Origin of the sequence: Sphingomonas phyllosphaerae FA2, from assembly GCF_000427645.1 — a bacterium.
Classification (GTDB): Bacteria; Pseudomonadota; Alphaproteobacteria; order Sphingomonadales; family Sphingomonadaceae; genus Sphingomonas; species Sphingomonas phyllosphaerae.
On sequence record NZ_KE386571.1, the window covers coordinates 2,344,405 to 2,369,801 of the forward strand.

Annotated in this window: 21 protein-coding genes and 1 tRNA gene; 11 read left to right on the top strand and 11 right to left on the bottom strand. The window is 66.6% G+C overall.

Features of this window, described 5'->3' with window-relative positions; all coding sequences use genetic code 11:
- Positions 1-5 precede the first annotated feature (5 nt).
- From SPHPH_RS0111360 to SPHPH_RS0111370, 3 genes are all read left to right on the top strand, one after another.
- Positions 6-1,844 (top strand): arylsulfatase, encoded by a 1,839-nt coding sequence (locus tag SPHPH_RS0111360; RefSeq protein WP_202900661.1) that lies wholly within the window; start codon positions 6-8, stop codon positions 1,842-1,844.
- A 61-nt stretch (positions 1,845-1,905) separates the two neighbouring features.
- On the top strand, positions 1,906-2,082 hold the full coding sequence (locus SPHPH_RS20810; protein WP_081668608.1) for a YezD family protein: 177 nt from the start codon (positions 1,906-1,908) through the stop codon (positions 2,080-2,082).
- A gap of 412 nt (positions 2,083-2,494) precedes the next feature.
- Positions 2,495-3,415: a TauD/TfdA dioxygenase family protein gene (locus tag SPHPH_RS0111370; protein WP_028966801.1), complete on the top strand. Its 921-nt coding sequence runs from the start codon at positions 2,495-2,497 to the stop codon at positions 3,413-3,415.
- Positions 3,416-3,495: 80 nt separating this feature from the next.
- Here the strand turns inward: SPHPH_RS0111370 and SPHPH_RS0111375 are convergent, their stop codons facing one another.
- Entirely contained in the window at positions 3,496-6,393 is a 2,898-nt protein-coding gene (locus SPHPH_RS0111375; RefSeq protein ID WP_028966802.1) for a TonB-dependent receptor, read from the bottom strand.
- A 618-nt stretch (positions 6,394-7,011) separates the two neighbouring features.
- On the opposite strand from SPHPH_RS0111375, the gene SPHPH_RS0111380 reads away from it, so the two are divergent.
- Positions 7,012-7,215, top strand: coding sequence for a hypothetical protein (locus SPHPH_RS0111380; RefSeq protein ID WP_028966803.1), 204 nt, complete (start codon positions 7,012-7,014; stop codon positions 7,213-7,215).
- Positions 7,216-7,403: 188 nt separating this feature from the next.
- Here the strand turns inward: SPHPH_RS0111380 and SPHPH_RS0111385 are convergent.
- A tRNA-Thr gene (locus tag SPHPH_RS0111385) sits at positions 7,404-7,479 on the bottom strand.
- A 163-nt stretch (positions 7,480-7,642) separates the two neighbouring features.
- On the opposite strand from SPHPH_RS0111385, the gene SPHPH_RS0111390 reads away from it, so the two are divergent.
- The 3 genes from SPHPH_RS0111390 (at position 7,643) to SPHPH_RS19570 (ending at position 14,474) form a co-directional block, all read left to right on the top strand.
- Positions 7,643-8,869: a PAS domain-containing protein gene (locus SPHPH_RS0111390; protein WP_028966804.1), complete on the top strand. Its 1,227-nt coding sequence runs from the start codon at positions 7,643-7,645 to the stop codon at positions 8,867-8,869.
- A 73-nt stretch (positions 8,870-8,942) separates the two neighbouring features.
- On the top strand, positions 8,943-13,571 hold the full coding sequence (locus tag SPHPH_RS0111395; protein ID WP_028966805.1) for an NAD-glutamate dehydrogenase: 4,629 nt from the start codon (positions 8,943-8,945) through the stop codon (positions 13,569-13,571).
- 207 nt (positions 13,572-13,778) lie between these two features.
- Complete coding sequence (locus tag SPHPH_RS19570; protein WP_162143927.1) at positions 13,779-14,474, top strand: FkbM family methyltransferase; 696 nt, start codon at positions 13,779-13,781, stop codon at positions 14,472-14,474.
- Positions 14,475-14,576: 102 nt separating this feature from the next.
- Here the strand turns inward: SPHPH_RS19570 and SPHPH_RS0111405 are convergent, their stop codons facing one another.
- The 9 genes from SPHPH_RS0111405 to cobS form a co-directional block, all read right to left on the bottom strand.
- On the bottom strand, positions 14,577-15,260 hold the full coding sequence (locus SPHPH_RS0111405; protein ID WP_028966806.1) for a Fe2+-dependent dioxygenase: 684 nt from the start codon (positions 15,258-15,260) through the stop codon (positions 14,577-14,579).
- Between the two features lie 225 nt (positions 15,261-15,485).
- The gene (locus tag SPHPH_RS0111410) at positions 15,486-17,888 is read right to left on the bottom strand and encodes a TonB-dependent receptor (RefSeq protein WP_028966807.1); all 2,403 of its coding nucleotides are present in this window, start codon (positions 17,886-17,888) and stop codon (positions 15,486-15,488) included.
- 59 nt (positions 17,889-17,947) lie between these two features.
- Positions 17,948-18,223 carry a ribbon-helix-helix domain-containing protein gene (locus SPHPH_RS19575; protein ID WP_051272978.1) on the bottom strand — a complete coding sequence of 92 codons (276 nt, stop codon included), beginning with the start codon at positions 18,221-18,223 and terminating at the stop codon, positions 17,948-17,950.
- Between the two features lie 32 nt (positions 18,224-18,255).
- Positions 18,256-20,079, bottom strand: coding sequence for a cobaltochelatase subunit CobT (cobT, locus tag SPHPH_RS0111420; RefSeq protein ID WP_028966808.1), 1,824 nt, complete (start codon positions 20,077-20,079; stop codon positions 18,256-18,258).
- Positions 20,079-20,465, bottom strand: a complete 387-nt coding sequence (locus tag SPHPH_RS0111425; protein WP_028966809.1) for a type II toxin-antitoxin system VapC family toxin — start codon at positions 20,463-20,465, stop codon at positions 20,079-20,081. Before SPHPH_RS0111425 ends, cobT begins: the two co-directional genes overlap by 1 nt.
- The gene (locus SPHPH_RS0111430; protein ID WP_028966810.1) at positions 20,465-20,749 is read right to left on the bottom strand and encodes a type II toxin-antitoxin system Phd/YefM family antitoxin; all 285 of its coding nucleotides are present in this window, start codon (positions 20,747-20,749) and stop codon (positions 20,465-20,467) included. The genes SPHPH_RS0111425 and SPHPH_RS0111430 overlap by 1 nt, the downstream gene beginning before the upstream one ends.
- A gap of 126 nt (positions 20,750-20,875) precedes the next feature.
- Positions 20,876-21,181: a HepT-like ribonuclease domain-containing protein gene (locus SPHPH_RS0111440; protein WP_238303059.1), complete on the bottom strand. Its 306-nt coding sequence runs from the start codon at positions 21,179-21,181 to the stop codon at positions 20,876-20,878.
- 25 nt (positions 21,182-21,206) lie between these two features.
- Complete coding sequence (locus SPHPH_RS0111445; protein ID WP_028966812.1) at positions 21,207-21,500, bottom strand: nucleotidyltransferase family protein; 294 nt, start codon at positions 21,498-21,500, stop codon at positions 21,207-21,209.
- Entirely contained in the window at positions 21,497-22,501 is a 1,005-nt protein-coding gene (gene cobS / locus SPHPH_RS0111450; protein WP_028966813.1) for a cobaltochelatase subunit CobS, read from the bottom strand. The genes SPHPH_RS0111445 and cobS overlap by 4 nt, the downstream gene beginning before the upstream one ends.
- Before the next feature lie 204 nt (positions 22,502-22,705).
- Here cobS and SPHPH_RS0111455 point away from each other — a divergent pair, with 204 nt between their 5' ends.
- The 4 genes from SPHPH_RS0111455 to SPHPH_RS0111470 all read left to right on the top strand — a co-directional run bounded on the left by SPHPH_RS0111455 (position 22,706) and on the right by SPHPH_RS0111470 (position 25,284).
- Positions 22,706-23,119 (top strand): VOC family protein, encoded by a 414-nt coding sequence (locus SPHPH_RS0111455; protein WP_028966814.1) that lies wholly within the window; start codon positions 22,706-22,708, stop codon positions 23,117-23,119.
- The gene (locus tag SPHPH_RS0111460) at positions 23,116-23,892 is read left to right on the top strand and encodes a VOC family protein (RefSeq protein WP_028966815.1); all 777 of its coding nucleotides are present in this window, start codon (positions 23,116-23,118) and stop codon (positions 23,890-23,892) included. The genes SPHPH_RS0111455 and SPHPH_RS0111460 overlap by 4 nt, the downstream gene beginning before the upstream one ends.
- A complete protein-coding gene (locus SPHPH_RS0111465; RefSeq protein ID WP_028966816.1) occupies positions 23,889-24,362 on the top strand; it encodes a VOC family protein in 474 nt (157 codons plus the stop codon). Before SPHPH_RS0111460 ends, SPHPH_RS0111465 begins: the two co-directional genes overlap by 4 nt.
- A 139-nt stretch (positions 24,363-24,501) precedes the next feature.
- A complete protein-coding gene (locus tag SPHPH_RS0111470; protein WP_028966817.1) occupies positions 24,502-25,284 on the top strand; it encodes a succinate dehydrogenase iron-sulfur subunit in 783 nt (260 codons plus the stop codon).
- Positions 25,285-25,397: the final 113 nt, after the last annotated feature.

Genomic DNA, 25,397 nt, shown 5'->3' on the forward strand with positions numbered 1-25,397 from the left:
GAACGATGACGGCGCTGGCCGCCATCCTGTCGCTGACGACGCAGGTCCAGGCGCAAGCGCCGCAGCAACAATCATTTGCGGGCAAGGTCGGGCACACGCTGGCGGAATCGACCGAGGCATGGCCGGCACGGGCTCGTGCACCGGCCGGCGCGCCGAACATCGTCTGGATCCTGCTCGACGACGTCGGCTACGGTGCCGCCAGCGCGTTCGGAGGCGGGATCAGCACGCCGCGGCTGGAAGAGCTGGCGCAACAGGGACTGCGCTACACCAACTTTCACACCACCGCGATCTGCGCCCCCACGCGTGCCGCGCTGCTGACGGGGCGCAACAGCTCGTCGGTGCACGTGGCGGGCTTCTCGCACCATGCGCTCGCCGCCGGCTTTCCCGGCTGGGACGGCAATCTCCCCGCGACCGCAGGCACCGCAGCGGAAATCCTGCGCGACGCCGGCTACAACACGTTCGCGGTCGGCAAATATGGCGTGACCCCCGACGAGGACGCAACCGACGCCGGGCCGTTTGACCGCTGGCCGACCGGCAAGGGCTTCGACCATTTCTTCGGCTTCCTCGGCTCGCAAACCGATCAGTACAAGCCCGATCTGGTCGAGGATCAGGCGCACGTCGCCCCCGACGGCCGCCATCTCAGCGAGCAGATCACCGACAAGGCGATCAGCTTCATCGATCGTCAGCAGAATGCCGCACCTGTCCGCACCGGGCTGGGCACGCCGCCGCTCGCCCCGCCCAAGCCGTTCTTCCTCTATTACGCACCTGGTGCGACCCATGCGCCCCATCAGGTGCCCGCCGACTGGCGCGACCGTTATCGCGGCCAGTTCGACGCCGGCTGGGATGTGTATCGGCAGCAGGTGTTCGCGCGACAGAAGAAGCTGGGCGTGATCCCGGCCAATGCGATACTGCCCGATCGCGATCCGGGAATCAAACCATGGGCCAAGCTGAGCCCAGACGAGCGCAAATTGTACGCGCGCTTCATGGAAGTCTATGCCGGCTATCTCGGCTATACCGATGCGCAGATCGGCCGCTTGATCGATCACCTGAAGAAGATCAACCAGTTCGACAACACGTTGTTCGTGGTGATCATCGGCGACAATGGCGCCAGCAAGGAAGGCACGCTGAACGGCGACGTCGACCGCTCGATCACCGCTCCGCCGCTCTCCGAAAAGGAGAACCTCGCCTATAACCTCGCGCATATCGAGCAGATCGGTACGCCCGAGGGCGTCGAGGCCAACTATCCGCTCGGCTGGGCACAGGCCACCAACACGCCGTTCCGCTGCTGGAAACAGGACGCCAATTGCGAGGGGGGCACGCACAATCCGTTGATCGTGTCGTATCCAAAGGTGATTTCGGCACGCGGCGTTCGCCAGCAATATGGCCATGTGATCGACATCCTGCCGACCACATTGGACATCGCGAAGATCGCCGTACCGGTTACGATCCGCGGCATCGCGCAGCAGCCGATCGAAGGGACGTCGCTGGCCTATTCGATCGACGACGCGACCGCCGCCTCGCGTCACCGCACCCAATATTATTACATCTTCGGCGCTCGCGCGATTTATCAGGATGGATGGAAGGCGTCGCTCGCCGCACCCAATCCGCTGATCGCGGGAGCCAGTCTCGGCGCGGAGAATGGCGCGCCGACGTGGCGACTCTACAATGTCGACCAGGACCCGACCGAGCGCCTCGACCTGGCCGGGAAGAACCCCGCCAAGCTCGCCGAACTCCAGGCGTTGTTCGACAAGGAAGCACAGGCGCACAACCTCTATCCGCTCGTCACCTGGCAAGACATCGCCGATCGCCGACGCCAGCAGGTACAGCAAGACGGCGCGCACTGACCATCATCGGGGAGCGGCCGCCCGGGCGCTCCCTTTACGTCGAAAGCGGATAACCCATGCGATGACCTCTCAAACACCTTCGGACGCCCAACACCCGGCACTGTCGCCGCACGGGCCGGTGCTGCGCGCAGTGGAGGAAGCGATCGCGGGCCTGGATTACGGCTCGATCGTCATCACCGTTCATGGTGCGCGCGTCGTTCAACTCGACGTCACCCGACGTCGTCGCTTCGCGGATTGAGCTTGGGCGGCTGATAAGAAAGCTTTCGTTGACGTCAAACCCTATCAGCTTGATAGATATTGACGACGGATTGGCCATCCGCCGCCCGGCTCGCCGGATCGTCAGGCCCGCGGCTTTTGATCGGGATGCAGCTTGCTCCGCGTCACCAACAGCTAAAGCGCACGATGCCGAGGCGACCACGCCAGGTTTCGTGTCTTCCCCCCGCCGTGAAGGGGAATGTAATGCGCGCAGTCAGCTAGTTACGTCGCCTCGCCACGCCTTAGCGCGCCGGCGACCTCGGATTTCACAAAAATCAATCGACCGGTTCATGGCGCACGCAGGCGGCGCCTGGGCCACCGGCGAGGCTGTCCATCGCAGCCGGCGTCATCGGGTCGAACGCTTCTGCCCTCCACCACGAAGAAGGAGAAATGCCATGACGTCTCTCGTCCACCAGTTCGTGAACGCCGCCGAAGCGGAAAGTCCGCTCGACATCCACCCGGTTGCAGGCCGCATCGGCGCAGAGATCCGGGGCGTGAAGCTGGGCGGCGATCTCGACCCGCTCACCGTCGCTGCCATCCAGGCCGCGCTCGTCCGTCACAAGGTGATCTTCTTTCGCGAACAGCACCTCAGCGATGCCGCGCACGAGGCGTTCGCCGCCCTGCTCGGTGATCCGGTGGCGCATCCGACCGTGCCGGTCGCGGAAGGATCGCGCTACCTGCTCGAACTCGAATCGAAGGAGGGCTATGCCGCGTCTAGCTGGCACACCGATGTCACCTTCGTGCCCGCCTATCCCAAGGCGTCGATCCTGCGCGCGCTGGTGATCCCGGATGCGGGCGGCGACACGCTCTGGGCGAATGGCGAAACAGCCTATGAGGAACTACCGGACTCGCTGCGGACGCTCGTCGACGGGCTGACCGCGGTCCACAGCAACGATTACGACTATGCCGAGGTGCTGGCCAGCGACTCCAAGACGCTGGCGGAGCATCATAAGGTCTTCACCTCGACGATTTACGAAACCGAGCATCCCGTCGTGCGCGTTCATCCCGAAAGCGGTGCGCGCGCGCTCCTGCTCGGCCATTTCTTCAAGCGTTTCGTCGGGCTGAACACCGCCGACTCACAACGGCTCTTCGCCATCCTGCAGGAGCATATCACCAAGCCCGAGAACGTCGTACGCTGGCGCTGGCAGGCCGGCGACGTAGCGATCTGGGACAATCGCGCGACCCAGCATCGCGCCGTGGCCGACTTCGGCTTGCAGCGACGCCACTTGCGTCGTGCCACGGTAGCCGGCGACGTGCCGCGCGGCATCGACGGCCGCACCAGCCGCGCGATCAAGCCCGAACCCGCCGTAGCCTAGCCGATCCGACCCGCCCGAGGGTTTCGAGCGGACAGGTACAAATCCCGCTGCGCGTATCGCCACCCGCAGCGGGATCCGGCCTAGAAGCGGAAGCGTGCGCCTACGCCATAGTAGCGCCCTTCCTCGCGGATATCGCGTGGATAGTATCGATCGTCGGCATACTGGCGATAGTTGTTGAACGGCTTCGCCAATATGTTTTGGGCATCGAACGTCAGCGTCACCTGGTCGGTGACGTTATAGTTGAACGAAAAGTCCAGCCGCTCGACATTTTCCGTGCCTTCTCCGTTGTAGAACGTATCGGTTGGCAGGAAATTGTTGTTCAGGAAGGCCGTGCGGTTGTTGAGCGATAGTCGCGTCGAAACGTCACCCTTCTCGTAGAACAAGGCCGTGTTGTACGTCCACTTCGACAGGCCGGGAATGGTCACGAACGGCGGCGCCGACGTGCCCCCTGCGGCGAGGAAGAGATTGGCGGGGAAACGGTTTTCGCCCTTCAGATAGGTCACGTTGGCCTGGAAACCGAAACCGCTCAGCAGTCCGGGAAGGAAGTCCAGGAAGGTCTGTCCGCCCAGTTCGAAGCCGCGGATGCGCCCCTTGCCCGCATTCTCGGGCCGCGTGATCTCAATCAGGCCATAGACCGGATCGACCGTCCGCGTCGTATAATCGCTGATGAAGCCGTTGAGGTCACGATAGAAAGCCGCCGCGGTCAATGAGGCGGTGGCGCTGAAGTAATATTCAATCGAGGCGTCATAGTTGGTTGAGGTCAGCGGCTGCAGGTCGGGATTGCCGCCGCTGCCATAGGCCACCGGGCGCCCCTGCAACCCGGCAGGGAAGCGCGGATCGGCCAAGATCGGCCCATCGGGGATCGCGGCGGTGTTCTGCTCGATCCGCAACGCCGGATTGAGCTGTCCGAACTCTGGCTTGGTCCGGGTCTTCGTGAAGCCGAAGCGGAGCTGCAGCTTGTCGGTCGGCCGCACCCGCAGGCTCAGGTTCGGCAGCACGTCGACATAATTGGCGCGGGTCTCCCGCGGTACCACTTGGGTGACGCCGTCGAAACGCACGCTCGACAAGCCACTATAGCGTCCGACGGTATTCACCGCGCGTACGCCAAGCAGGCCATCGACCCGCCATGACCCGATATCGAATTCATATTTGGCCTGCCCGTACATGGCATAGGTCTGCTCCTCGGCGACGAACGCGCGGAGCGGGTCGAGCTGGACGTTGGGGCTGGCGAACTTGGCGAGCGCGTCCTTATAGCCCTGATCGTTCGGATTGGCGGCGACGATCTTGACCAGCGCGTCGTAGGAGAATTGCCGCAGCTGCGCGGCGTTGCCGGCAATGCCGTCCCGCGTCGGCATCAGCCATTGTGTGAAACCCTGATTGCCGCGGAAGACGTCCTGGGTCAGCTTCAGGTCGCCGGTCGGAGTGCTCGCGAGCGGAACGTTGAGCGTCTCGGTGTAGGCGTAACGGTCACCGCGGCGCAGCGACGCGTCGCGATCGGTCCAGCGCACACCGAACTGGAGCTTGGGGAACAGCGACACGTCGGTGTCCAGGTCGAGGTCACCGCGCCATTGCCAGCCCTTGCCCTTTACCCGGTAGATGCTCTCGTAATAGCCCCGCCATTTGTAGTTGCTCGGGTCCGAGACGTTGAAGCCCGGCAGTGAGAAGGACGAGCCGCCCTTCACGAAGAAGTCGACGTCCACGGTCGGCGCGCTGGTCCAGGCGGTGTCGAAGCTCCATTCGTCCGATCCATATTCGCTGCGCGTGTAGGCAAGGTCGGTCGAAAGATGCGCGCGCCCGACGTCCCATTTGGCGCCGCCGGCGGTCTGGTAAGTGTTGGTGTAGCCCTTTTGCGTGCTGCGATACGCTTCGGGGCGGAAACCGCCGATCTTGGTCAGCGTCTGCACCTGATCGGGCTTGCCCTCGCGCAGCACGACATTGCTCAGCGTCGGGTTGCTGTCCAGCAGCGGCACCCGGAACCAGTCGTTGCCGATCTCGCCACGATAGCCTTGATACAGGAAATCATAATAGAGTTCGAGGTTCGGCGCCGGCTTCCACTGCACGCTGGCGTTCACCGCCGGGCGCCAGCGCTTGCCGCTGTCGTTGTATACGCCAACTGCATTGGGGATCGAGAAGTTGCGCCCCACCGACGCGGGCAGGATCGTCGTACCGTCGCCCGGCTTGGTGATGAAGCCGTCAGCCCAGCGCACCGCATTGCGATAATGCGCCTGCGTGTAGGAGGCGTTGATGAGCCAGCCGATCTCGCCAATGCTGGTATCGGCACGCTGCGAAATCAGGATGTTGCCGAGCGGGTCGTACTTCTTGCTCTGGTCGTTGTAGGTGCCGCGGATGCCGCCCGCGATCGACAGCCCGTCCTTGAAATCGAACGGACGGCGCGAGCGGACGTTGATCAGTCCGGCCAGACCCGGCTCCAGCAAGTCGGCAGTGCCGGACTTGTAGACTTCCAGTCCGGCAAGCGCGCCGGCCGGAAAATCCTGAAGCTGCGAGCGCCGCAGTTCGGCGGTGAAGATGTCACGTCCGTTGAAGGTGGTGGCCACGTCGGGCAGGCCGCGGACGAGCACCTGGCTCACCTCGTCGCTAAAGCGGTTGACCTGTACACCCGTGACGCGCGCGAGCGATTCCGCCGCGGTGTTGTCCGGCAACTTGCCGATGTCCTGCGCCACGATGGCGTCGAGAATGGCATCCGAATTGCGCTTGATCGCCTGTGCGCTGCCCAGGCTGGCGCGGTATCCGGTGACGACCACGTCGCGCGGATCGGGTTGCTCGGGCAGATTTTCGGTCGCGCGCGTGCCCGGACTACGATCCGCCGCCGCCTGCGTCGCCGCGCCCTGCGCCGCGGGCGCCTGCTCCTCGATGGGCGTGGACGTCGCTTGATCGCTTGGCGGCGGTGTCTGGCCTGAGGCCTGCGTTGCAACCAGTGCCAATGGCGCGACGGACAACCACAGCGGATAGCGCTTCATATCATCCCCTCCTTTTATCTGCGGCGCCGGATATCGGTCTCTGCAGACCTTTCTTTTGTCGGACTATAATCAATGATGTCAAGCGGTTGCCGCATGGGCGATGAACCATGCCGCCACTTCGACGACGCCAGCACCAGTGGCCCGCAGGGGAAATCGTTTCTTTACAGTCACTTCGTACACCTTCCTTAAGGCGACCGGAGCTTATCCAAAGACATAGACACCGGGCTCTGTTTGCGCGTTGATCGCGCAACCTCACGCAGAGAAAGGCAAAAAACGCCGCCGGCTTCATCATTAAGGTATGACGGTCGACCAAGCACACGCATCAATCAGCGACCACCGATCCCCGTCATACGCGTTCAATCGTCGGCCTGCGCTCGCACCCCGACTTGGCGCTTGTACCCGGACTAGACAACGCCCGCGCCGGAACGGCGCCATCCAGGCGCACCCGTCATCGGGAGGAACGATATGGGACACGATCGGCGCCGGCAGCACGATGACCTCCGTCGGGTCACAGCAATAAGCCCATGTTCCTATAATGTTCTTGCGAATCACGCCTGCTTCTGCCTAGCGTCTTGCCAACGCCGATGGCCGGCGCATCGACATCGAAGGAGCCTTGGCATGGAGCATGACTTCCTGCTGCGTGCGGCGGCGCGCGCGATCTATGACGCCTGCTATCCAAACGAGGAGTGGTCACCAACTCGTTTCGATGAGGCTGAGCACTTCGGAACAGTGCATTACCGCCAGGCTGTCGACGCAGCACTTCAGGCCCGTGCCGTGCTGGGGGTCCGCGGCGAGCAATTGTCACTCCCAACGCTGGTGTAAGCGTCAAAGGCCGCTGACCATCCGAGAGTCTCGCAAAGCCTCTGCGACCATGAACAACTTTGGGGTAGCAAAGTTCGCGAAGCGGGATCGTTGATGGGACTGTAAGCCGCAGCTTGCGCGCCCAGCCCGCTTCCTCAAGGCTCGACGCCAAAACGCCTTGGCCGCCGCCGTCTAGCTTGTGGAAGGGGTGGTGCCGCTTACAGGACTCGAACCTGTGACCCCCGCATTACGAATGCGATGCTCTACCAGCTGAGCTAAAGCGGCCAACGCGTCTCCGCGTGGGAAACGTCGTGGAGGCGGCGCTTAGCAGCGGGAAACGGCGTTGACAAGCGTCTCGCGGCTTTACCCGGCCTTTACCATCCACGCGGCAAAAGCGTCGGGCGAATCCGGCCGAATGACAGGCCGCTCGCCGGAATGGACGATGAGCATGGACAGCGCGCGCGGCTACGACGATCTTCGCCAGGACGACGATCCCACCGAGGGCGGCGTCGGCGAGCCGCATGCGCCGGTCGGCTCCGACGAACGCCGGATGCAGGTACGTGCCTATAATCACTGGGTATCGTTGCTGCGCGGCCGCGCCTATCCGGCGATCGAGGATCTGGAGCCGGAAAGCATCGCCGATTTCGGCCCGCACAGCGTGCTGCTCGATTTCTCCGCCGGCGTCGAGGACCCGGCGATCCAGTTCATCGGCCGCGCGCTGCGCGAGGAATGCGCGGTCGATCAGTCGATCACGCGCATCTCCGACGTCCCGTCGCGCTCGTTGCTGTCGCGGCTGACCGACCATTATCTGCAGATCATCGCCAATCGCGCGCCGATCGGGTTCGAGGCGGAATTCACCGGCACGCGCGGGCACAATACGATGTACCGCGGCATCCTGATGCCCTTCTCGTCGGACGCACAGTCGATCGACTATATCTACGGCGTGATCAACTGGAAGGAACTGGTCGCCGCCGACGATCAGGCCGGGCTGGATGCCGAACTGGCCGCGGCGATGCGCGCGCCGCGCCACGATCCGCTGCCCGGCGGCGTCTGGGCGGACGGTCCCTGTGCCGCCGCCCCGGCCGCGGAGCCGGAGGTCGCGCCCACGACGCTCGACGAATTGCTCGCCGCGGCGCGCGACAGCGCCGCCGCCGCCCGCACCGCGCACCTGCGCAGCCATGCGGCGCTGTATCGCGCCCTCGGCCGCGCATACGACGTCGCGCTCGCCGCGGCGGCCGATCCGGTGCGGCTGGAGGAACTGCTCGCGGCCGCCGACATCCGCGTCCAGGCGCGCGCGCCGATGACCGCGATCGCCAAGCTCGTGTTCGGCGCGGATCACGACAAGACGCGGCTGACCGAGGCCGCCACCGTGCTCGCCTGGGCGCAGCGTACCGGGATCGAAGCAGGCGCGCTCGCCCACGCGCTGGAGCGCGCCGAGGGCGGGATCAAGGGGATCGTCGCCAGCGAACGCGCGCTGCGCCAGCCCGAAGAGGCCACGCCGCTGCTGCCGCTCGCCGAGCGCACGCCGCTCGCCGAACTGGCGATCGACAGCGGGCTCGACGAAGGCGCGCCGGTCGTGCTGCTCGGCCGCGCCACCGCGACCGGGATCGTCGTGGTGGGCACGGTCGGCGACGATGCGAAGCTCGCCGCGCAGGTGCTGCGCCGACTGCATTGATGCAATTCGACGCTGCACCAATGCAGTACGGCAACGCTTGAGCTAGGCGCGCGAGGGGCGCATAGCTTCGCGCATGCCGGAAAAGTCTCTTCAGATACTGTCTGCTGCGCTGGCGGCGCGGCTCACCTATCGCGCGCTCCCGGGCGAGCTTGCCGGCTTCGGCGAGGACAAGCAGGCGGAGGCGGCGGCCTTCCTCGCGCAGACCGCAGCGGTGCGCGCGCCCGGCACCCCGGTGCTCGCGCTGGAGCAATTGCCCGGCGACGGCGCACGGCGGCGGATGCGGCTGGCGATCGTCAACGACGACATGCCGTTCCTGGTCGATTCCGTCGCGGCGGCGATCGGCGACCGTGACATCGCGGTCGATCGCGTCATCCACCCGGTGATCCGCGTCTCGCGCGATGCCGAGGGCCGGCTGACGGACATCGAAGGCGCCGACGGCAAGCCCGAATCGATGATCTATATCGAGCTGGAGCGCGTCGACGCGCGCGACCGGCGCGCGCTGACCGACGAGATCGAACGCCTGCTCGCCGATGTCCGCGTCGCGGTGCGTGACTGGCGCGCGATGCAGGCGACGCTCGCCGCCGACGCCGGGGTGATCGACGATGTCGGCGGCGACCCGGAAGGCGCGGCGCTGTTGCGCTGGTTCCTCGACCGGCATTTCACCTTGCTCGGGCATGAGCGCTGGCACGCCGACGGCACGGTCGACACGGCCGCCCCGCTCGGCATCGTCGTCAACGAGCATGAGGTGCCGATCCTCGCCGATCGCTCGCGGCGGCTGGCGATCGACTATTTCACCGCAGGCAATTCCGCGCCGCTGCTGCTCAAGTCGAGCCTGATCTCCCCGGTCCACCGCCGCGTCCCGCTCGACCTGCTCGTGGTGCCGCTCCACACCGGCGGGCGTGTCACCGGCCTATCGATCCACGCCGGGCTGTGGACCTCGGCGGCGCTCAACGCCCCGCCGCGCAGCGTGCCCGTCCTGCGCCAGCGGCTCGCGGCGAGCGAGGCGAAGTTCGGCTTCGATCCCGCCGGCCACACCGGCAAGGCGCTGACCCACGCCATCGCGACGCTCCCGCACGATCTGATGACCGCGATCGGCGCGGCATCGATGGAGGAACTGGCGCTCACCGCGATGAGCCTCGCCGACCGCCCGCGCCCGAAGCTGGTGCTGGTCCCCTCCCCGCTCGGCCGGCACCTCTATGCGTTCGTGTGGCTGCCGCGCGACGAGATGACCACCGCGCGCCGCGTCGCGATCGGCGAGATGCTGGCGGAGGCCGCGAACGGCCAGGTGCTCAACTGGTCGACCAGCGTCGAGGACGGGCGGGTCGCGCTGCTTCGCTACACGATCGACCTGCGCGGCGCGGGCGTGCTGCCCGATGCGCTCACCCTCGACGCGCAGCTCGAGAAGATGGTGCGCGGCTGGGCGCCGTCGATCGAGGCCGCGCTGGCGGACGAGGTCGGCCCGGCGCGCGCCGCCCGGCTCGCGCTGCGCCACGCCGCCGCCTTCCCGGTCCGCTACCGCACCGGCGCGAGCGCCGACGAAGCGGCGCGCGACATCGTGTCGATCGCCAATCTCGACGGCGATGCCGATCGCGAGGTCCGCTTCACCGCCGGCGGCGACGGGATGCTCCACCTCAAGGTCTATCGCCAGGGCGGCCCGCTCGCGCTGTCGGACGCGGTCCCGGCGCTCGAACATTTCGGCTTCCGCGTCATCGAGGAAATGCCGACCGCGCTGACCGACGAGGAACGCAGCTCGATCCACGATTTCACGCTGGAAACCAAGGCCGACATCCCCGCGGTGCTCGCCAGCGCGGATACCTTGCAGGAAGCACTGGCGCAGGTGCTCGAAGGCCGCGCCGAGGATGACGGCTTCAACCGGCTGATGCTGGAGGCCGGACTGTCGCCGTCCGAGGTTGTGCTGTTCCGCGCCTGGTATCGCTATTTGCGGCAGGCGGGGATGAGCTACGGCCCCGCCAATGTCGTCGACACGCTGACCCGCGTGCGCCCCGTCACCAAGGCGCTGGTCGAGCGCTTCGTCGCGGTCCACGACCCCGCCTCCACCGCCGATGCCGAGGCGGCGCAAAGCGTGATCGACGCCGGGCTCGACGCGGTCACCGGGATCGACGACGACCGCATCCTGCGCGCCTTCCGCGCGGTGATCGACGCGACGCTGCGCACCAACGCCTTCACCGAGGCGGCGAACGAGGCGCTCGCCTTCAAGCTCGACAGCGCGAGGATCCCCGGCCTCCCCGCCCCGCTGCCGTGGCGCGAAGTGTGGGTCTACAGCCCCCGCGTCGAGGGCATTCATCTGCGCGCCGGCCCGGTCGCGCGCGGCGGGCTGCGCTGGTCCGACCGCCGCGACGACTTCCGCACCGAGATCCTCGGGCTGATGAAGGCGCAGCGCGTCAAGAACGCCGTCATCGTGCCGACCGGCGCGAAGGGCGGCTTCTACGCCAAGCAACTCCCCGCCCCCTCGAACCGCGACGCGTGGCTGGCGGAGGGGACCGAGGCGTACCGCATCTTCATCCGCACCCTGCTGTCGATCACCGACAACATCGAGAACGGCACCGTCGTCCACCCGCAGGGCGTGACGATCCTCGATGGCGATGACCCCTATTTCGTCGTCGCCGCCGACAAGGGCACCGCGACCTTCAGCGACGTCGCCAACAAGATCGCGCTCGACCGCGACTTCTGGCTTGGCGACGCCTTCGCCAGCGGCGGCTCGCAGGGCTACGACCACAAGGCGATGGGCATCACCGCCAAGGGCGCGTGGGTCTCGGTCCAGCGCCATTTCGCCGAGCGCGGCCTCGACGTGCAGACGCAGCCGATCCGCGTCGTCGGGTGCGGCGACATGTCGGGCGACGTGTTCGGCAACGGGATGCTGCTGTCGAAGGCGATCAAGCTGGTTGCCGCCTTTGACCACCGCCACATCTTCCTCGACCCCGATCCCGATCCGGCGATCAGCTGGGACGAGCGCGCCCGCATGTTCGCGCTCCCCCGGTCGAGCTGGGCCGATTACGACACCGCGCTGATCTCCGCGGGCGGCGGCGTGTTCGCGCGCGACATGAAGTCGATCCCGCTCACCCCACAGGTGCAGGCCGCGCTCGGCATCACCGCCGACCGGATGGAGCCGACCGCGCTGATCTCGGCGATCCTCAAGAGCCCGGCCGATCTGATCTGGTTCGGCGGCATCGGCACCTATGTAAAGGCCGCGGCCGAGAACAACGCCACCGTCGGCGATCCCGCCAACGACCGGCTGCGCGTCGATGCCGAGGAACTCCGCGCGATCGCGATCGGCGAGGGCGCGAACCTCGGCGTCACGCAGGCAGCGCGCATCGCGTTCGCGGTGCGTGGCGGGCGGATCAACACCGACTTCATCGACAATTCGGCGGGCGTCGACTGCTCGGATAACGAGGTCAACATCAAGATCGCGCTCAACCGCGAGATGATCGAGGGCCGCTTGTCGTTCGAGGACCGCAACGTCCTGCTCGGCAGCATGACCGACGATGTCGCGCGGCTGGTGCTGGAGGATAACCGCCTCCAGACGCTCGGCCTGTCGATCGCCGAGCGCGGGGGCGCGCAGGCGCTGCCCAGCTACGTCCGGCTGATCGAGGTCTTCGAGGAATCGGGCCGGCTCGACCGCCATGTCGAGGGGCTGGCGAACAACACCGACCTGCTGCGCCGCACCGGCGAGGGTCGCGGTCTCACGCGTCCCGAACTGGCGGTGCTGCTCGCGACCGCGAAACTGTCGCTGCAGGACGCGATCGAACATTCGGCGCTCGGCGAGGACGATGCGTTGCTCCCCGACCTGCACGCCGCCTTCCCGCGCGCGATGCAGGAGCAGTTCGCCGGGGCGATCGACGCGCACCGCCTGCGCGGCGAGATCGTCGCGACCAAGCTCGCCAACCGCATCGTCAACCGCATCGGCATCCTCCACCCGTTCGAACTGGCCGAGGAAGAAGGCGCGACGCTCGCCGACATCGCCGCGATGTTCGTCGTCGTCGAACGGCAATTCGGCCTCGCCACCTTGTGGCAGGCGATCGAAACCACGCCGATGCCCGAGGCCGGACGGCTCGCGCTGTTCGACGAGGTCGCGGTCGCGGTCCGGTCGCAGATCGCCGACCTGCTCCGCGCCACCGCGCCCGGCACCCTGCCCTCGACCGTGCTCGCACGGCTCTCGGGCGGGATCGACCGGCTCGCGGCGGCGACCGACGACCTGCTGCTCGACGAGGCGCGCGCGCATTCGCGCCGCATCGCCGACACGCTGGAGGCCGCTGGCGCGCCGCACGATCTGGCGCTCAGCGTCGTGCGGCTGTTCGAGCTGGACGGTGCGGTCGGCCTCGCCGACCTCGGCGAGCGCGCCGCGATCGACGAGACGCAGCTGGCGCGCGCCTTCACCCGGCTCGGCGAAGGGCTCGGACTCGACTGGGCACAGGGCACCGCGACGCGGATCAACCCCAGCGATCCGTGGGAGCGGCTTCTGATCGCCGGCCTCGCCCGCGATTTCCAGCAACTCCGTCTCGACTTCCTCGGCCGCGGCGACGCGGGCGATCCCGTCGCGCTGGTCGATGCGTGGCTGTCCAAGAACGCCGCCCGCGTCGGGCAATTCCGCGCGGTGATCGACCGCGCCCGCAACGCGCAGGCCCCCAACGCCGCGATGCTGGCACAGATCGCCGGACAAGCACGCGTCCTCCTCGGCCGCTGAACTGTCCTACGTCATTGCGAGCGGAGCGAAGCAATCCAGGGCCGGATCACGACGCCCTGGATTGCTTCGCTCCGCTCGCAATGACGATGCGCTTTGACGCAGGCGATCCCACATCCGCCGCCGAGCCCCCCCACTCACCCTCCAACTTTACAGTGGCGCGCTCCCGTCGCTTCTGACATGCCCGCCGCGCACGACGGGGGGTTGAAGATGTTGGGTGCGCTCGCGAACAAGGTCCTGAACCGCTTCGGTATCGAGGCGGCTCGTGCGGCCACCTTCGGCAATTTCCTGCGCACACGGCACATCGATCTGGTCGTCGACGTCGGCGGCAACCTCGGCCAGTTCGCCGAAAGCGTCCGCGAACGCGACTACACCGGCCGCATCCACTCCTTCGAACCGGTGGGCAAGGTGTTCGCGGCGCTGGAAGAGAAGGCCGCGCGCGATCCGCAATGGACCGTCTCGCGCCTCGCGCTGGGCGCTGCGCCGGGCGAGGTCGAGATCAACCTCTACGACAACCACACGCTCAATTCGCTCCACGCGCTCGACGGCGACACCGCGGAGCGGCTCGCGGTCGACCCGCGCGTGATCGGGACCGAGACGGTGCCGATCGCCACGCTCGATGCGGTGCTGGCGACCGATCCCGCCACCTCGATCCTGCTGAAGATCGATACGCAGGGCCACGAGCGCGCGGTGCTGGACGGCGCGCAGGCGGTGCTGGCGCGCACCTCGGCGCTGCTCCTCGAACTGCCGGTGCTGCCGCTCTACGAGGGGCTGTGGTCGTTCAACGAGGCGCTGGCGTACATTGATTCGCTCGGCTTCACCCCCGCGCAATTCCGCACCGTCAACACGATGGTCGACGACCCGGCTTGCGCGGTCGAATTCGACTGTCTGTTCCGGCGGAAGTAAGCGGAGAGGTCCTTATCCGTCATTGCGAGCGTAGCGCGGCAATCCAGGGCGTCCTGATCCGACTCTGGATTGCCGCGCTACGCTCGCAATGACGGAAGCGCCCTACACCTCCGCCCAGCGGCGGAGCAGATTGTGGTACACCCCCGTCAGCTGCACCGTCGCCGCCGCGCCCTGCCCCTGCGCCGCCGCCACCGCCTGCACCCCCTGATCCAGCTCGAACAGAATGCGCCGCGCACCATCGTCGCGAACCATCGACTGGATCCAGAAGAAGCTCGCCAGCCGCACCCCGCGCGTCACCGGCGCGACGCGGTGCAGGCTCGACGCGGGATACAGCACCATATGCCCCGCGGGCAGCTTCACCGCCTGCGGCCCGAACTGCTCCTCGATCACCAGCTCGCCGCCGTCGTAACTGTCGGGATCGGCGAGGAACAACGTCGCGGACAAGTCGCTGCGCAGCCGAAAGTCGCTCCCACGCTTCATGCGGATCGCATTGTCGACGTGGACGCCGAAGTCCTGCCCGCCGGCGTAGCGGTTGAACAGCGGCGGAAACACTTTCGCCGGCAGTGCCGCCGCAACGAACAACGGCGTCCGGCCGAGCGCATCGAGGATCATGCCCCCCGCCGCGCGCGCCGCCGCGCCGTCCTCGGGCAACTGGCTGTTGCGCTTGGCGAGCGCCGCCTGCGGCCCCGACGTCTCGTTGCCGTCGACCCAGTCCGCCGCATCGATCGTCGCGCGCACCTCCGCCAGCGTCGCGGCGTCGAGCACATCTGGGATCGCGATCAGCATAAATGATCCTTTACTACCGTCACTTTCGATCCAGTCGCTTCGACAGGCTCGACACGCACGGTCACGAGTGCCACCCGGATCACGATTGATCTGGACGGAATGTTATCATCTCGCCCCGGAAGCGTCATTGCGAGCGCAGCGAAGCAATCCAGGGCGTCCTGATCCGGCCCTGGATTGCTTCGCTACGCTCGCAATGACGAACGTGGGTTGGCATGTAAGTCTGGTCTAGAAGCTATAGAACACACTCAGCGTCGCCTGCCGCCGATCGCCCGGCATCGCCCAGCCCCCGGTGACCACGCCGGTCGTCGCATTCACGTTGTTGCGCACGTTCGTCAGATACTTCTCGTCGGTGAAGTTCTGCACGTTCAGCTGCATCGTCAGCCCCTCGCGGAAGCTGTACGCCAGATAGGCGCGGTGGATCAGGTAATCGTCGGTCTTCAGCAGCGCGGCATTGGCAAGCGTCGGGACATAGGTGGTGAACGCCCCCTGATAGGTCAGGCCGTACCCGACCTCCAGCCCGAACGGCAGCTTGTAGGTGGTGAACAGGCTGCTCGAATGCGGCGGGGTCTGCACCAGCGGGCTGCCGCGCTGCGGATCGGGGTTGGCGACGGTGTTACCGCACCCGCTGCGCCCCGGATTGGCGAGGCAGAAATCCGAAACCGACTGCAGCACCTTGCTGTCGAGGTAGGTGTAATTGGCAAAGACCGTCCACGCGCGGGTGACATTACCCGAGACGCCCAGCGCGATCCCGTCGACGCGGCTGTGCCCGTCGAGCACCTGCACCGTTGGCAAAGCGGGATCGTTCGACGGGATCCGGTAATTGGTCCGCTCGTTGCGGAACGCTGCGGCGGTCAACTCCAGCCGCCGCCCAAACAGCCCGGCCTTCACGCCAACCTCGTAATTGCGCGCGGTCTCCGGCGCGACGTCGCAGGTGTTGGTGACGATCGCATTCGAAACACTGACGCAGCCCGCCCGGACGGTCGCCGACGACGGCGTCTTGGCGTTGCCGTAGCTGGCATAGACGCTGACGTCCTGCACCGGATGATACACCAGCCCCGCCCGGTACGAGAACAACCGCTCGCGGTTCACCTGCCGCGCCTGTGCCGCCACCGGCTGCGTGACGCCGGGCGCCGCGACGATCGGAAGCTGGTCGAACTCGGCATGTTGCTGTTCCCAGCGGACGCCGGCGTTCACTTCGAAATGCCGCCCCAGCTCCAGCGTATCGAACGCATAGACGGCGACGTTGCGGGTCGAGGATTGCGAATGCGCGGTCGTGACGTAGTTGATCGGCCCGCGATAGACGCTGTCGGGGTTGCTGATCGCCAACACCGGCAATGCCGCGATCGCTGAGCCATCGGCATTGCGCAACAGCGATCCTGTGATGATGTTGTAATCCTCGACCATCCACGAAGCGCCGATGTTCGCGACGTTGCGCACCCCGCCTTTGTCGCCATGTTCCAGACGAATGTCGGTCTGATTGGCGAACAGTTGGTTCACCTGATCGCGCACCAGCCCGCGTGGTCCCGACGGCAGCCATTGCCCGGGGCGCAGCGTCGACGGACACGCCGCGCCGGTCGTGCCGCCCGCCACCTGCACCGGCTGCGTGCCGCTCGCCAGGCAGAACGTTCCCTGCGGCGCGCTGGTGACGCTATATTGCCCGACGCGCTGCCATCGCGTGAGATTGCGCACCGATAGATGGTCGTCGACCTGATGGCGCAGCGTCGCGGTCAGCCGGTCGACGTCGATGTCCTGCCGGTCGAGGTTGCGATACCCGTAATAATCGCTGCGGTCCGCGCCGGTGATCAACCCGCCGACCAGATCGTTGTTGAAGAACGGGATGCCGTACAGCGGCGTGTTGCGATCCTGCTGGTGGACATAGGCCAGCGTCAGACTGGTCGGCGCGCCCATCCCGATCGTCACCGCGGGCGCAACGCCCCAGCGTTCGTACTTTTCCACGTCGCGGCCGGGCACGTCATTGTGGTGATAGACCGCGTTCAGCCGGACGCCGATCGTGTCGTTCACCCGCTCGTTGGCGTCGAGCGCGGCGCGGTAATAACGGTCGGTGCCGATCGCCCCTTGCGCGATCGTCAGGTCCTCGGGGCGCGGCTCCTTGCTGACGAGATTGATCGTCCCGCCGACCGAGCCCGATCCGTTGAAGACCGAATTGGCGCCGTTATAGACCTCGATCTGCTGCAGATTGAACGGGTCGGTGCGGCTGTATTGCGCGCTGTCGCGGATGCCGTCGATCGTGATGTCGTTGTTCGCCGAATAACCGCGCAGGTTGATGCTGTCGCCATAGCCGCCGCCGCCCTCGCCCGCGCCGAAGGTGATGCCGGGCAACGTCTGGAGCGCGTCGCGCAGCGTCAGCAAATTCTGCTTGCGGAGCACCTGGTCGGAAATGACCGTCACCGTCTGCGGCGTGTCGAGCAGCGCGGCGGTCGCCTTGGGGCTTTCGAGCTGGTCGGGCGCCCGCTCGCGCGCGCCGGTCACGATCACGTCATCGCGATCGATCCGCGTGCGACCGTCCTGTTCGCTCGCCGGGCGCTCCGGCGTCTCGGCATAGGCCGGCGCGGAGGCGATGAACCCGATGCACGACAGCGCGAGGAACGAGGCGGAAGACGACGACATGTTGGTGAACCCCCTTTGTTATGGGGTCCGCCTATTGCGAGTGACTTTCACTGTCAATGCTAATGCGATTGGATCGCATCATTGTCGCCAAAATGCTCCGGATTGGCGGCAAGCCATGTCCGCAGGGCGCTGGCAAGGTTAGGCGGATCATCCTGCGCGATCCGTACCGCGTCGATCTGCGCGACGAGCGCCGACAGCGGCAACGATCGCGTCAGCGCGGCCCGCTCCAGCGCGATCCAGAACACCGGTTCCAGACTGACCGACGTCGCGTGACCCGCGATCGTGACCGAGCGCTTGACCGGACCGATGAAGCCGCCGGATGGTGGCGCGATCATGATCGTGTCACGCGCCGGTCAGGCGAACGACGTCACTCCGCATCGAACAGCGCCGCGAGCTGCTCGATGATCGTCCCGCCCAATTGCTCGGCATCCATGATCGTCACCGCGCGACTGTAATAGCGCGTCACGTCATGCCCGATCCCGATCGCGACCAGCTCGACGGGCGATCGCTTCTCGATCCACGCGATCACCTGCCGCAGATGCCGCTCCAGATACGATCCCGAATTAACGCTCAGCGTCGAATCGTCGACCGGCGCACCGTCCGAAATCACCATCAGAATACGCCGCTCCTCGGGCCGCGCCATCATCCGCGCGTGCGCCCACAGCAGCGCCTCGCCGTCGATATTCTCCTTCAGCAGCCCCTCGCGCATCATCAGACCCAGCGCAGGGCGCGCGCGCCGCCACGGCTCGTCGGCGCGCTTGTAGACGATGTGGCGGACGTCGTTGAGCCGCCCCGGCTGCGGTGGCCGACCGGCGGCCAGCCACGTCTCGCGGCTCTGCCCGCCCTTCCACGCCCGCGTGGTGAAGCCGAGGATCTCGGTCTTCACCCCGCACCGCTCCAGCGTCCGCGCGAGGATATCCGCGCTGATCGCCGCGATCGAGATCGGCCGCCCGCGCATCGACCCCGAATTGTCGATCAGCAACGTCACCACCGTATCGCGGAAATCGGTGTCGCGCTCGATCTTGTAGCTCAGCGACTGGGTCGGATTGACCACGACGCGCGCCAGCCGCGCGGCGTCGAGCAGCCCCTCTTCCTGATCGAAATCCCACGACCGCGACTGTTGCGCCATCAACCGCCGCTGGAGGCGATTGGCGAGCTTCGACACCGCCGATTGCAGATGGACGAGCTGCTGGTCGAGATAGCCGCGCAGCCGCGCCAGTTCCTCGGCGTCGCACAATTCGGTCGCGGCGACGACCTCGTCGAACCGCTCGGTCCAGACCTTGTAATCGAACTGCGCGGACAGATCGGCCGGCGGGCGGTTGGGGCGCACCGGCTGCATCCCTTCCTCGCCATCGTCGCCCGGCTCGCCCTCGGCGTCGTCAATGTCGTCGCCTTCGAGCTGCTCGCTCTCGCCTTCCTGCGACTGATCGTCGCGCTGCTGGCCGCGCGCCTCGACCTCGGATTCGCCTTCGGAGCCTTCCGCCTCGCCCTCGTCGGCCTCGTCCGTGTCCTGCCCTTCCTCGCCTTCCTCGTCCTCCCCGCCCTCGTCGCTGTCTTGCGGCTCCTGCTCGCCCTCGACGAGTTCGAGCTGTTCGAGCAGCTTGCGCGTCAGCCCCTGGAAGGCGCGCTGGTCATCGAGCGCGAGCGCGAGCGCGGACAGGTCGACCTTCGCGTCGATCCACTCGCGCACCAGCGCCAGCCCCGGCTCCGCCTCGGCCGGCGGCAGCCGCCCGGTCAGCGCCTCGCGCACCATCAGCCCCAATGCCGAGGCGAGCGGCACCTCGCTCTTCGTCCGCGCGCGCGTGATCGGGTCGCTGCGCAACCGCACGTCGAGCGCACGCGCCAGATTGTCGGCGATCCCGTCATACCCGCGGCTGCCCAGCGCCTCGACGCGCGCATTCTCGATCGCATCATAGACCGATCGCGCCGTCGCCTCGGCAGGCGCGCCCCGCGCGTGGAGCGCGTCGTCATGATGGCGCAGCCGCAGCGCGAAACCATCGGCGAACCCGCGCGCCTCCGCGACCTGCTCGGCGGGCAAGGTCCGCGCCGGCATCGGCACGCGCAGATGCTTGCCCGACTGCGCCGGCGCATCGGCGGTATAGGCGAGTTCCAGCTCCGCCTCGTCGGACAGCGCACGCGCCGTCCCGCCGAGCACGGCCTTGAAGCGGTCGAGGGGAGTGTCGGTGGTCATTACCAGAACGTCTCACAGCCGAAATTGGCCATTACCTTATCGCACGTCACCAGAATCAGGTCCTCCATCAGTGCCTGAGCGGCCAGCATGCGGTCGAAAGGGTCTTTATGTGCCCCCGGCAGCGCACCGCTGCGCACGCCATGCGCCATCGTGATCGACAACGCGCGAAACCCGTCGTCGGCCAGATAGTGCTCGAAGTTTGCCATCCGGTCGGCAATGCCGGCCAGTTGCCCTTTGCGGACTTTGGTCGCGATCTCCCAGCCCGACGCCGCGCTGACGTAGACCTCGTTGTCACGATCCCCGATCGCCGCCTTCGCCCGATCCGGCAGCGTCGCGTCGTCGAACCACCACCATAGCAGCGCATGCGTGTCGAGCAGCAGTCGCATCAATGCTTCGGCGGAAAGATGCTGCGGTTCTCGATCTCGTCCAGTTCCGCGTCGGTGAAGCAGGGGGCGACCGCCTCTTCGGGCGACAGGTCCATCAGGCCACGGAACCGCCCCGGCATCCGCCGGGCGGGCACCGGCGGGTCGATCGGGACCAGCTTGGCATAGGGCACGCCCGCCTTGGCCAGCACGATCTCCTCGCCCGCATGGGCGCGCTCGATCAGCCGCGACAATTGCGTCTTGGCCTCGTGAACGTTGAAGGTCTTCTGCGGATCGGCCTCGGCCATCGCCCGTCTCCTCGAGTGGACTAAGTAGCTTAGTCCACCCCCGGCATCAACCCTTCGCCACCACGCTCTCGGGCAGATCCTTGCCGAACACGCGCTGGCGAACAAACGAAGCGGCATCGGTGGTCATCAGCGCTCCAGTGCCCGTTCGGCGGCCGCACGGATCCGCGGCACCTCGATGCGGGCCAGGTCGAAGATTACGTCGCGGGCGATCTCGCGATATTCGTGACGCAGGCGATTGCCGAAGCCCCTCATCTTTGCGACGGGAACATCGGGACCGAGTTGCGCCGCTTCCGCAGGAGCGATCTGCACGGCCGCTTCGGTGATCCGCTGGAGCAACCGCTCGACCGCGAAAACCGTGCGTTCGTCGGCGACGAACATCGCAAGGGTCATGCCGTCGACGAAGTGCAGGATTCGATCGGCATCGTCGATCATGTCGCGCAACCGCAATCGTGTGCGGTCAGAAAGCGTCGATGCGGTCACGGTTGATCTCGGCTTGCAGGCGGGGACGCGAAACGGGCTCGGTGACGATATCGACCGGCACGCCCAGCAGCGCGGCGACGCGTTCATCGAGCGTGAAAAAGTCCCACCCCAGTCGCATGTCGTCGCGAAGTCGCACTGCGAGATCCAAGTCCGACTGCTCACCGGCACTGCCACGCGCGGTTGACCCAAAGATCGCGACATGCTCGATCCCCATCGCCCGCAGATCGTCGCGATGTTGACGGAGCCGTTGCAATGCCTCGGCGCGTGTCATCCGCGGGCCACCACGCTCTCGGGCAGGTCCTTGCCGAACACGCGCTGGTAATATTCCGCCACCAACGCGCGTTCCGCCTCGTCGCACTTGTTCAGGAACGACAGCCGGAACGCGAAACCGACGTCACCGAAGATCAGCGCGTTCTGCGCCCAGGTGATGACCGTCCGCGGGCTCATCACGGTCGAGATGTCGCCGTTGACGAAGCCCTTGCGCGTCAGGTCGGCGACGCGGACCATGTTCTCGACCAGCTTCTTGCCCTCGGGCTTGTCATATTCGCCCGACTTGGCGAGCACGATCCGCGCCTCGGTGACCGCCGGCAGATAGTTGAGCGTCACGACCACGTTCCAGCGGTCCATCTGCCCCTGGTTGATCTGCTGCGTGCCGTGATACAGCCCGCTGGTATCGCCCAGCCCGACCGTATTGGCGGTCGCGAACAGTCGGAAATAGGGGTTGGGGCGGATCACGCGATTCTGGTCGAGCAAGGTCAGCTTGCCCTCGGTTTCCAGCACGCGCTGGATCACGAACATCACGTCCGGGCGACCCGCGTCATATTCGTCGAACACCAGCGCGGTCGGGGTCTGGAGCGCCCACGGCAACAGCCCCTCGCGGAACTCGGTCACCTGCTGCCCATCGCGCAGTACGATCGCATCGCGCCCGACCAGATCGATGCGGCTGATGTGCGCGTCGAGGTTGATGCGGATGCACGGCCATTTCAGCCGCGCCGCAACCTGCTCGATATGGCTCGACTTGCCGGTCCCGTGATAGCCCTGCACCATCACGCGGCGGTTGTGCGCAAAGCCCGCGACGATCGCCAGCGTCGTGTCGGGATCGAAGACATAGGCGGGGTCGAGATCGGGCACGCGCTCGTCGGCGACCGAGAAGGCCGGCACTTCCATATCCGAATCGATCCCGAACAGGTCGCGCACGCGCACCATCTTGTCGGGCGCATCGAGGATCGTGGTGTCGCGGCTGTCGGGCTGCGTGTTCGGAATATCGGTCATGCGTCGGGGCCGTTTCACTGGAGTTTGTGGAACCACTGCGAAGCCGGCGCGCCCGCGTCAACCCGCCGCACGCCTCGCCCGGCCGGTTCGGGGCTGGAGAACGGGGGTTGAACGCATGCATCTGGCGCCGGTTTCCTGGCACTTGCCGCGCACAGGCGTTGGCGCATGATGGCGCGATAACGACTCGGGGAGAGGGCGAGCGCGATGCGGACGATCTTCATCAACCTGCCGGTCGGCGATGTGGCCCTTGCCACCGCCTTCTACGAAGCGATCGGATTCGAGAAGAACCCCGATTTTTCGAACGACGTCGCCTCGGCGATGCGCTGGTCGGACGCGATCAGCGTGATGCTGCTCGACCACGGCTTCTACGCCACCTTTACCGACAAGCCGATCGCCGACACGCAGCAGGTCAGCGCGGCGCTGTTCTGCCTGTCGTTCGACGATCGCCCGGCGGTGGATGCGATCCATGCCGCCGCACGCGCGGCGGGCGGGACCGAGACGCGCCCGATCGCCGATCAGCAGTTCATGTACGGCGGCGCGTTCGAAGATCCCGACGGTCACATCTGGGAGACGGTGCACATGGACATGTCCGCCGCCTCGGCAGGAGAGGCAGCATGAGGAACCCGCACGGCACCCCGATCTGGTACGAATATCACGCCGCCGACGCCGACCGCGCACAGGCTTTCTACGAACGCTTGTTCGGCTGGCAAGTCGCGCCGTCGGGCGATGTGGCGGGCATGGACTATCGGATCGTCAGCACGGCGGGCGGCGAGGGCGTCGCGGGGCTGATGCCGCGCCCGCAGCCCGACGCGAAACCCGGCTGGCTGTTCTATGTCGGGGTCGACGATGTCGACGCCGCGATCGCGACCGCGCAGGACGCCGGCGGCACGCTGCTGATGCCGGCGGTCGACATGGACGGCGTCGGTCGCATGGCGCTGCTCGCCGATCCCGAGGGGCGACCCTTCTACGTGATGCGTGGCGCGATGGACCAGCCGTCGCGCGCCTTCGTCACCTCGCCCTACGACGGACCGGGGCAGATGGTGTGGAACGAGTTGACCGCGCCCGATCAGGAACGCGCATTGGCCTTCTATGCGCGCGTGTTCGGCTGGCGGCACGAGGGCGGGATGCCGATGGGGCCGCTCGGCGAGTATAAGTTCGTGCACGCCGGCGACACCTGTCTCGGCGCGACGATGCCGGTGTTGCCGCACGGCGTCCCCGGCTGGCTCTTCTACGCACAGGTCGATGACGTCGACGCGGCGGTCGCGCGCGTGGTCGAGGGCGGCGGCACGATCCTTCAGGGTCCCGATCCGATCCCGCACGACCATTTCTCGGTCGTCGCCGCCGACCCGGACGGCGCACGGATCGGCTTTGTCGGGACGCGGTCGGCGTGACCGACAAGGTGACGACCTGGCTGTGGTGCAACGGCACCGCCGAGGAACAGGCGCGCTTCTACACCGCCCTGATCCCCGACAGCACGATCGACCGGATCATGCGCGCGCCGCTCGACTATCCCGGCGGCGCGGCGGGCAAGGTGCTGACGGTCGAGTTCACGCTGGCCGGTCGCGGGTTCGCGCTGCTCGACGGCGGCCCCGGTCCGCAGCACAGCGAAGCGATGTCGCTGTCGGTCGATTGCGCCGATCAGGCGGAGGTGGATCGCTATTGGGACGCCTTCCTCGCCGATGGCGGCGTGGAAATGCAGTGCGGCTGGCTCAAGGATCGCTGGGGCTTGGCTTGGCAGATCGTGCCGCGCCGTCTGACCGAGTTGATGAACGACCCGCAGCACGCGGCGAAGGCGATGGCGGCGATGATGGAGATGGTGCGGATCGACGTCGCGGCGCTGGAACGTGCGATCGCCTCTTGAGCCGCGGAGCATAATAGCTAACTAGGCGGGCGACGGGCATGTTTGCGGCGAGCCTCGCGATCGTGTACCCGCCGCCCGAGTAACGGCGCCGGTGCGCCCCCTGTGCGCCGACGATCCCTGACGAAGACGAGACGCGCGCATGGCCGAGTTCACGCTCCCGAAGAACAGCAAGATCAAGGGTGGGCAGAAGCATCCGTCGCCGCAACCCGGCGGCACGATGCGCAACTTCAAGGTCTATCGCTACGATCCCGACTCGGGCCAGAACCCGCGCTACGACACGTTCGAGGTCAACCTCGACGAATGCGGCCCGATGGTCCTCGACGCGCTCATCAAGATCAAGTCGGAGCAGGACCCGTCGCTTACCTTCCGCCGCTCGTGCCGCGAGGGCATCTGCGGGTCGTGCTCGATGAACATCGACGGACGCAACGGCCTCGCCTGCACCACCGCGATCGAGGACGTGAAGGGCGAGATCAAGATCACCCCGCTGCCGGCGATGGACGTGATCAAGGACCTCGTTCCCGATTTCACCCATTTCTACGCGCAATATGCGTCGATCACGCCGTGGCTGCAGACCGTCACCCCGCCGCCGGCCGGCAAGGAACGGCTCCAGTCGCCGGAAGAGCGCGCCGAGCTCGACGGCTTGTACGAGTGCATCCTGTGCGCGTGCTGCTCGACGTCCTGCCCCAGCTATTGGTGGAACAGCGACAAGTTCCTCGGCCCGGCGATTCTGCTCCAGGCATATCGCTGGCTCGCCGACAGCCGCGACGAAATGGCCGGCGAGCGGCTCGACGCGCTGGAGGACCCGTTCCGCCTGTATCGCTGCCACACGATCATGAACTGCGCGAACACCTGCCCCAAGGGGCTGTCGCCCGCCAAGGCGATTGCGGAGATCAAGAAGATGGAAGTCGAGCGGCTGGTCTGACGCCGGGCGCTCGCCGCCGTCATCGCGAGCGAAGTTACACGAACCAGCGCCCTGTCCGGGGCGCTGGTTTTTTTGTGCTCCCGTTCGTGACCGGGGTCGCCGATTGTCGCCTG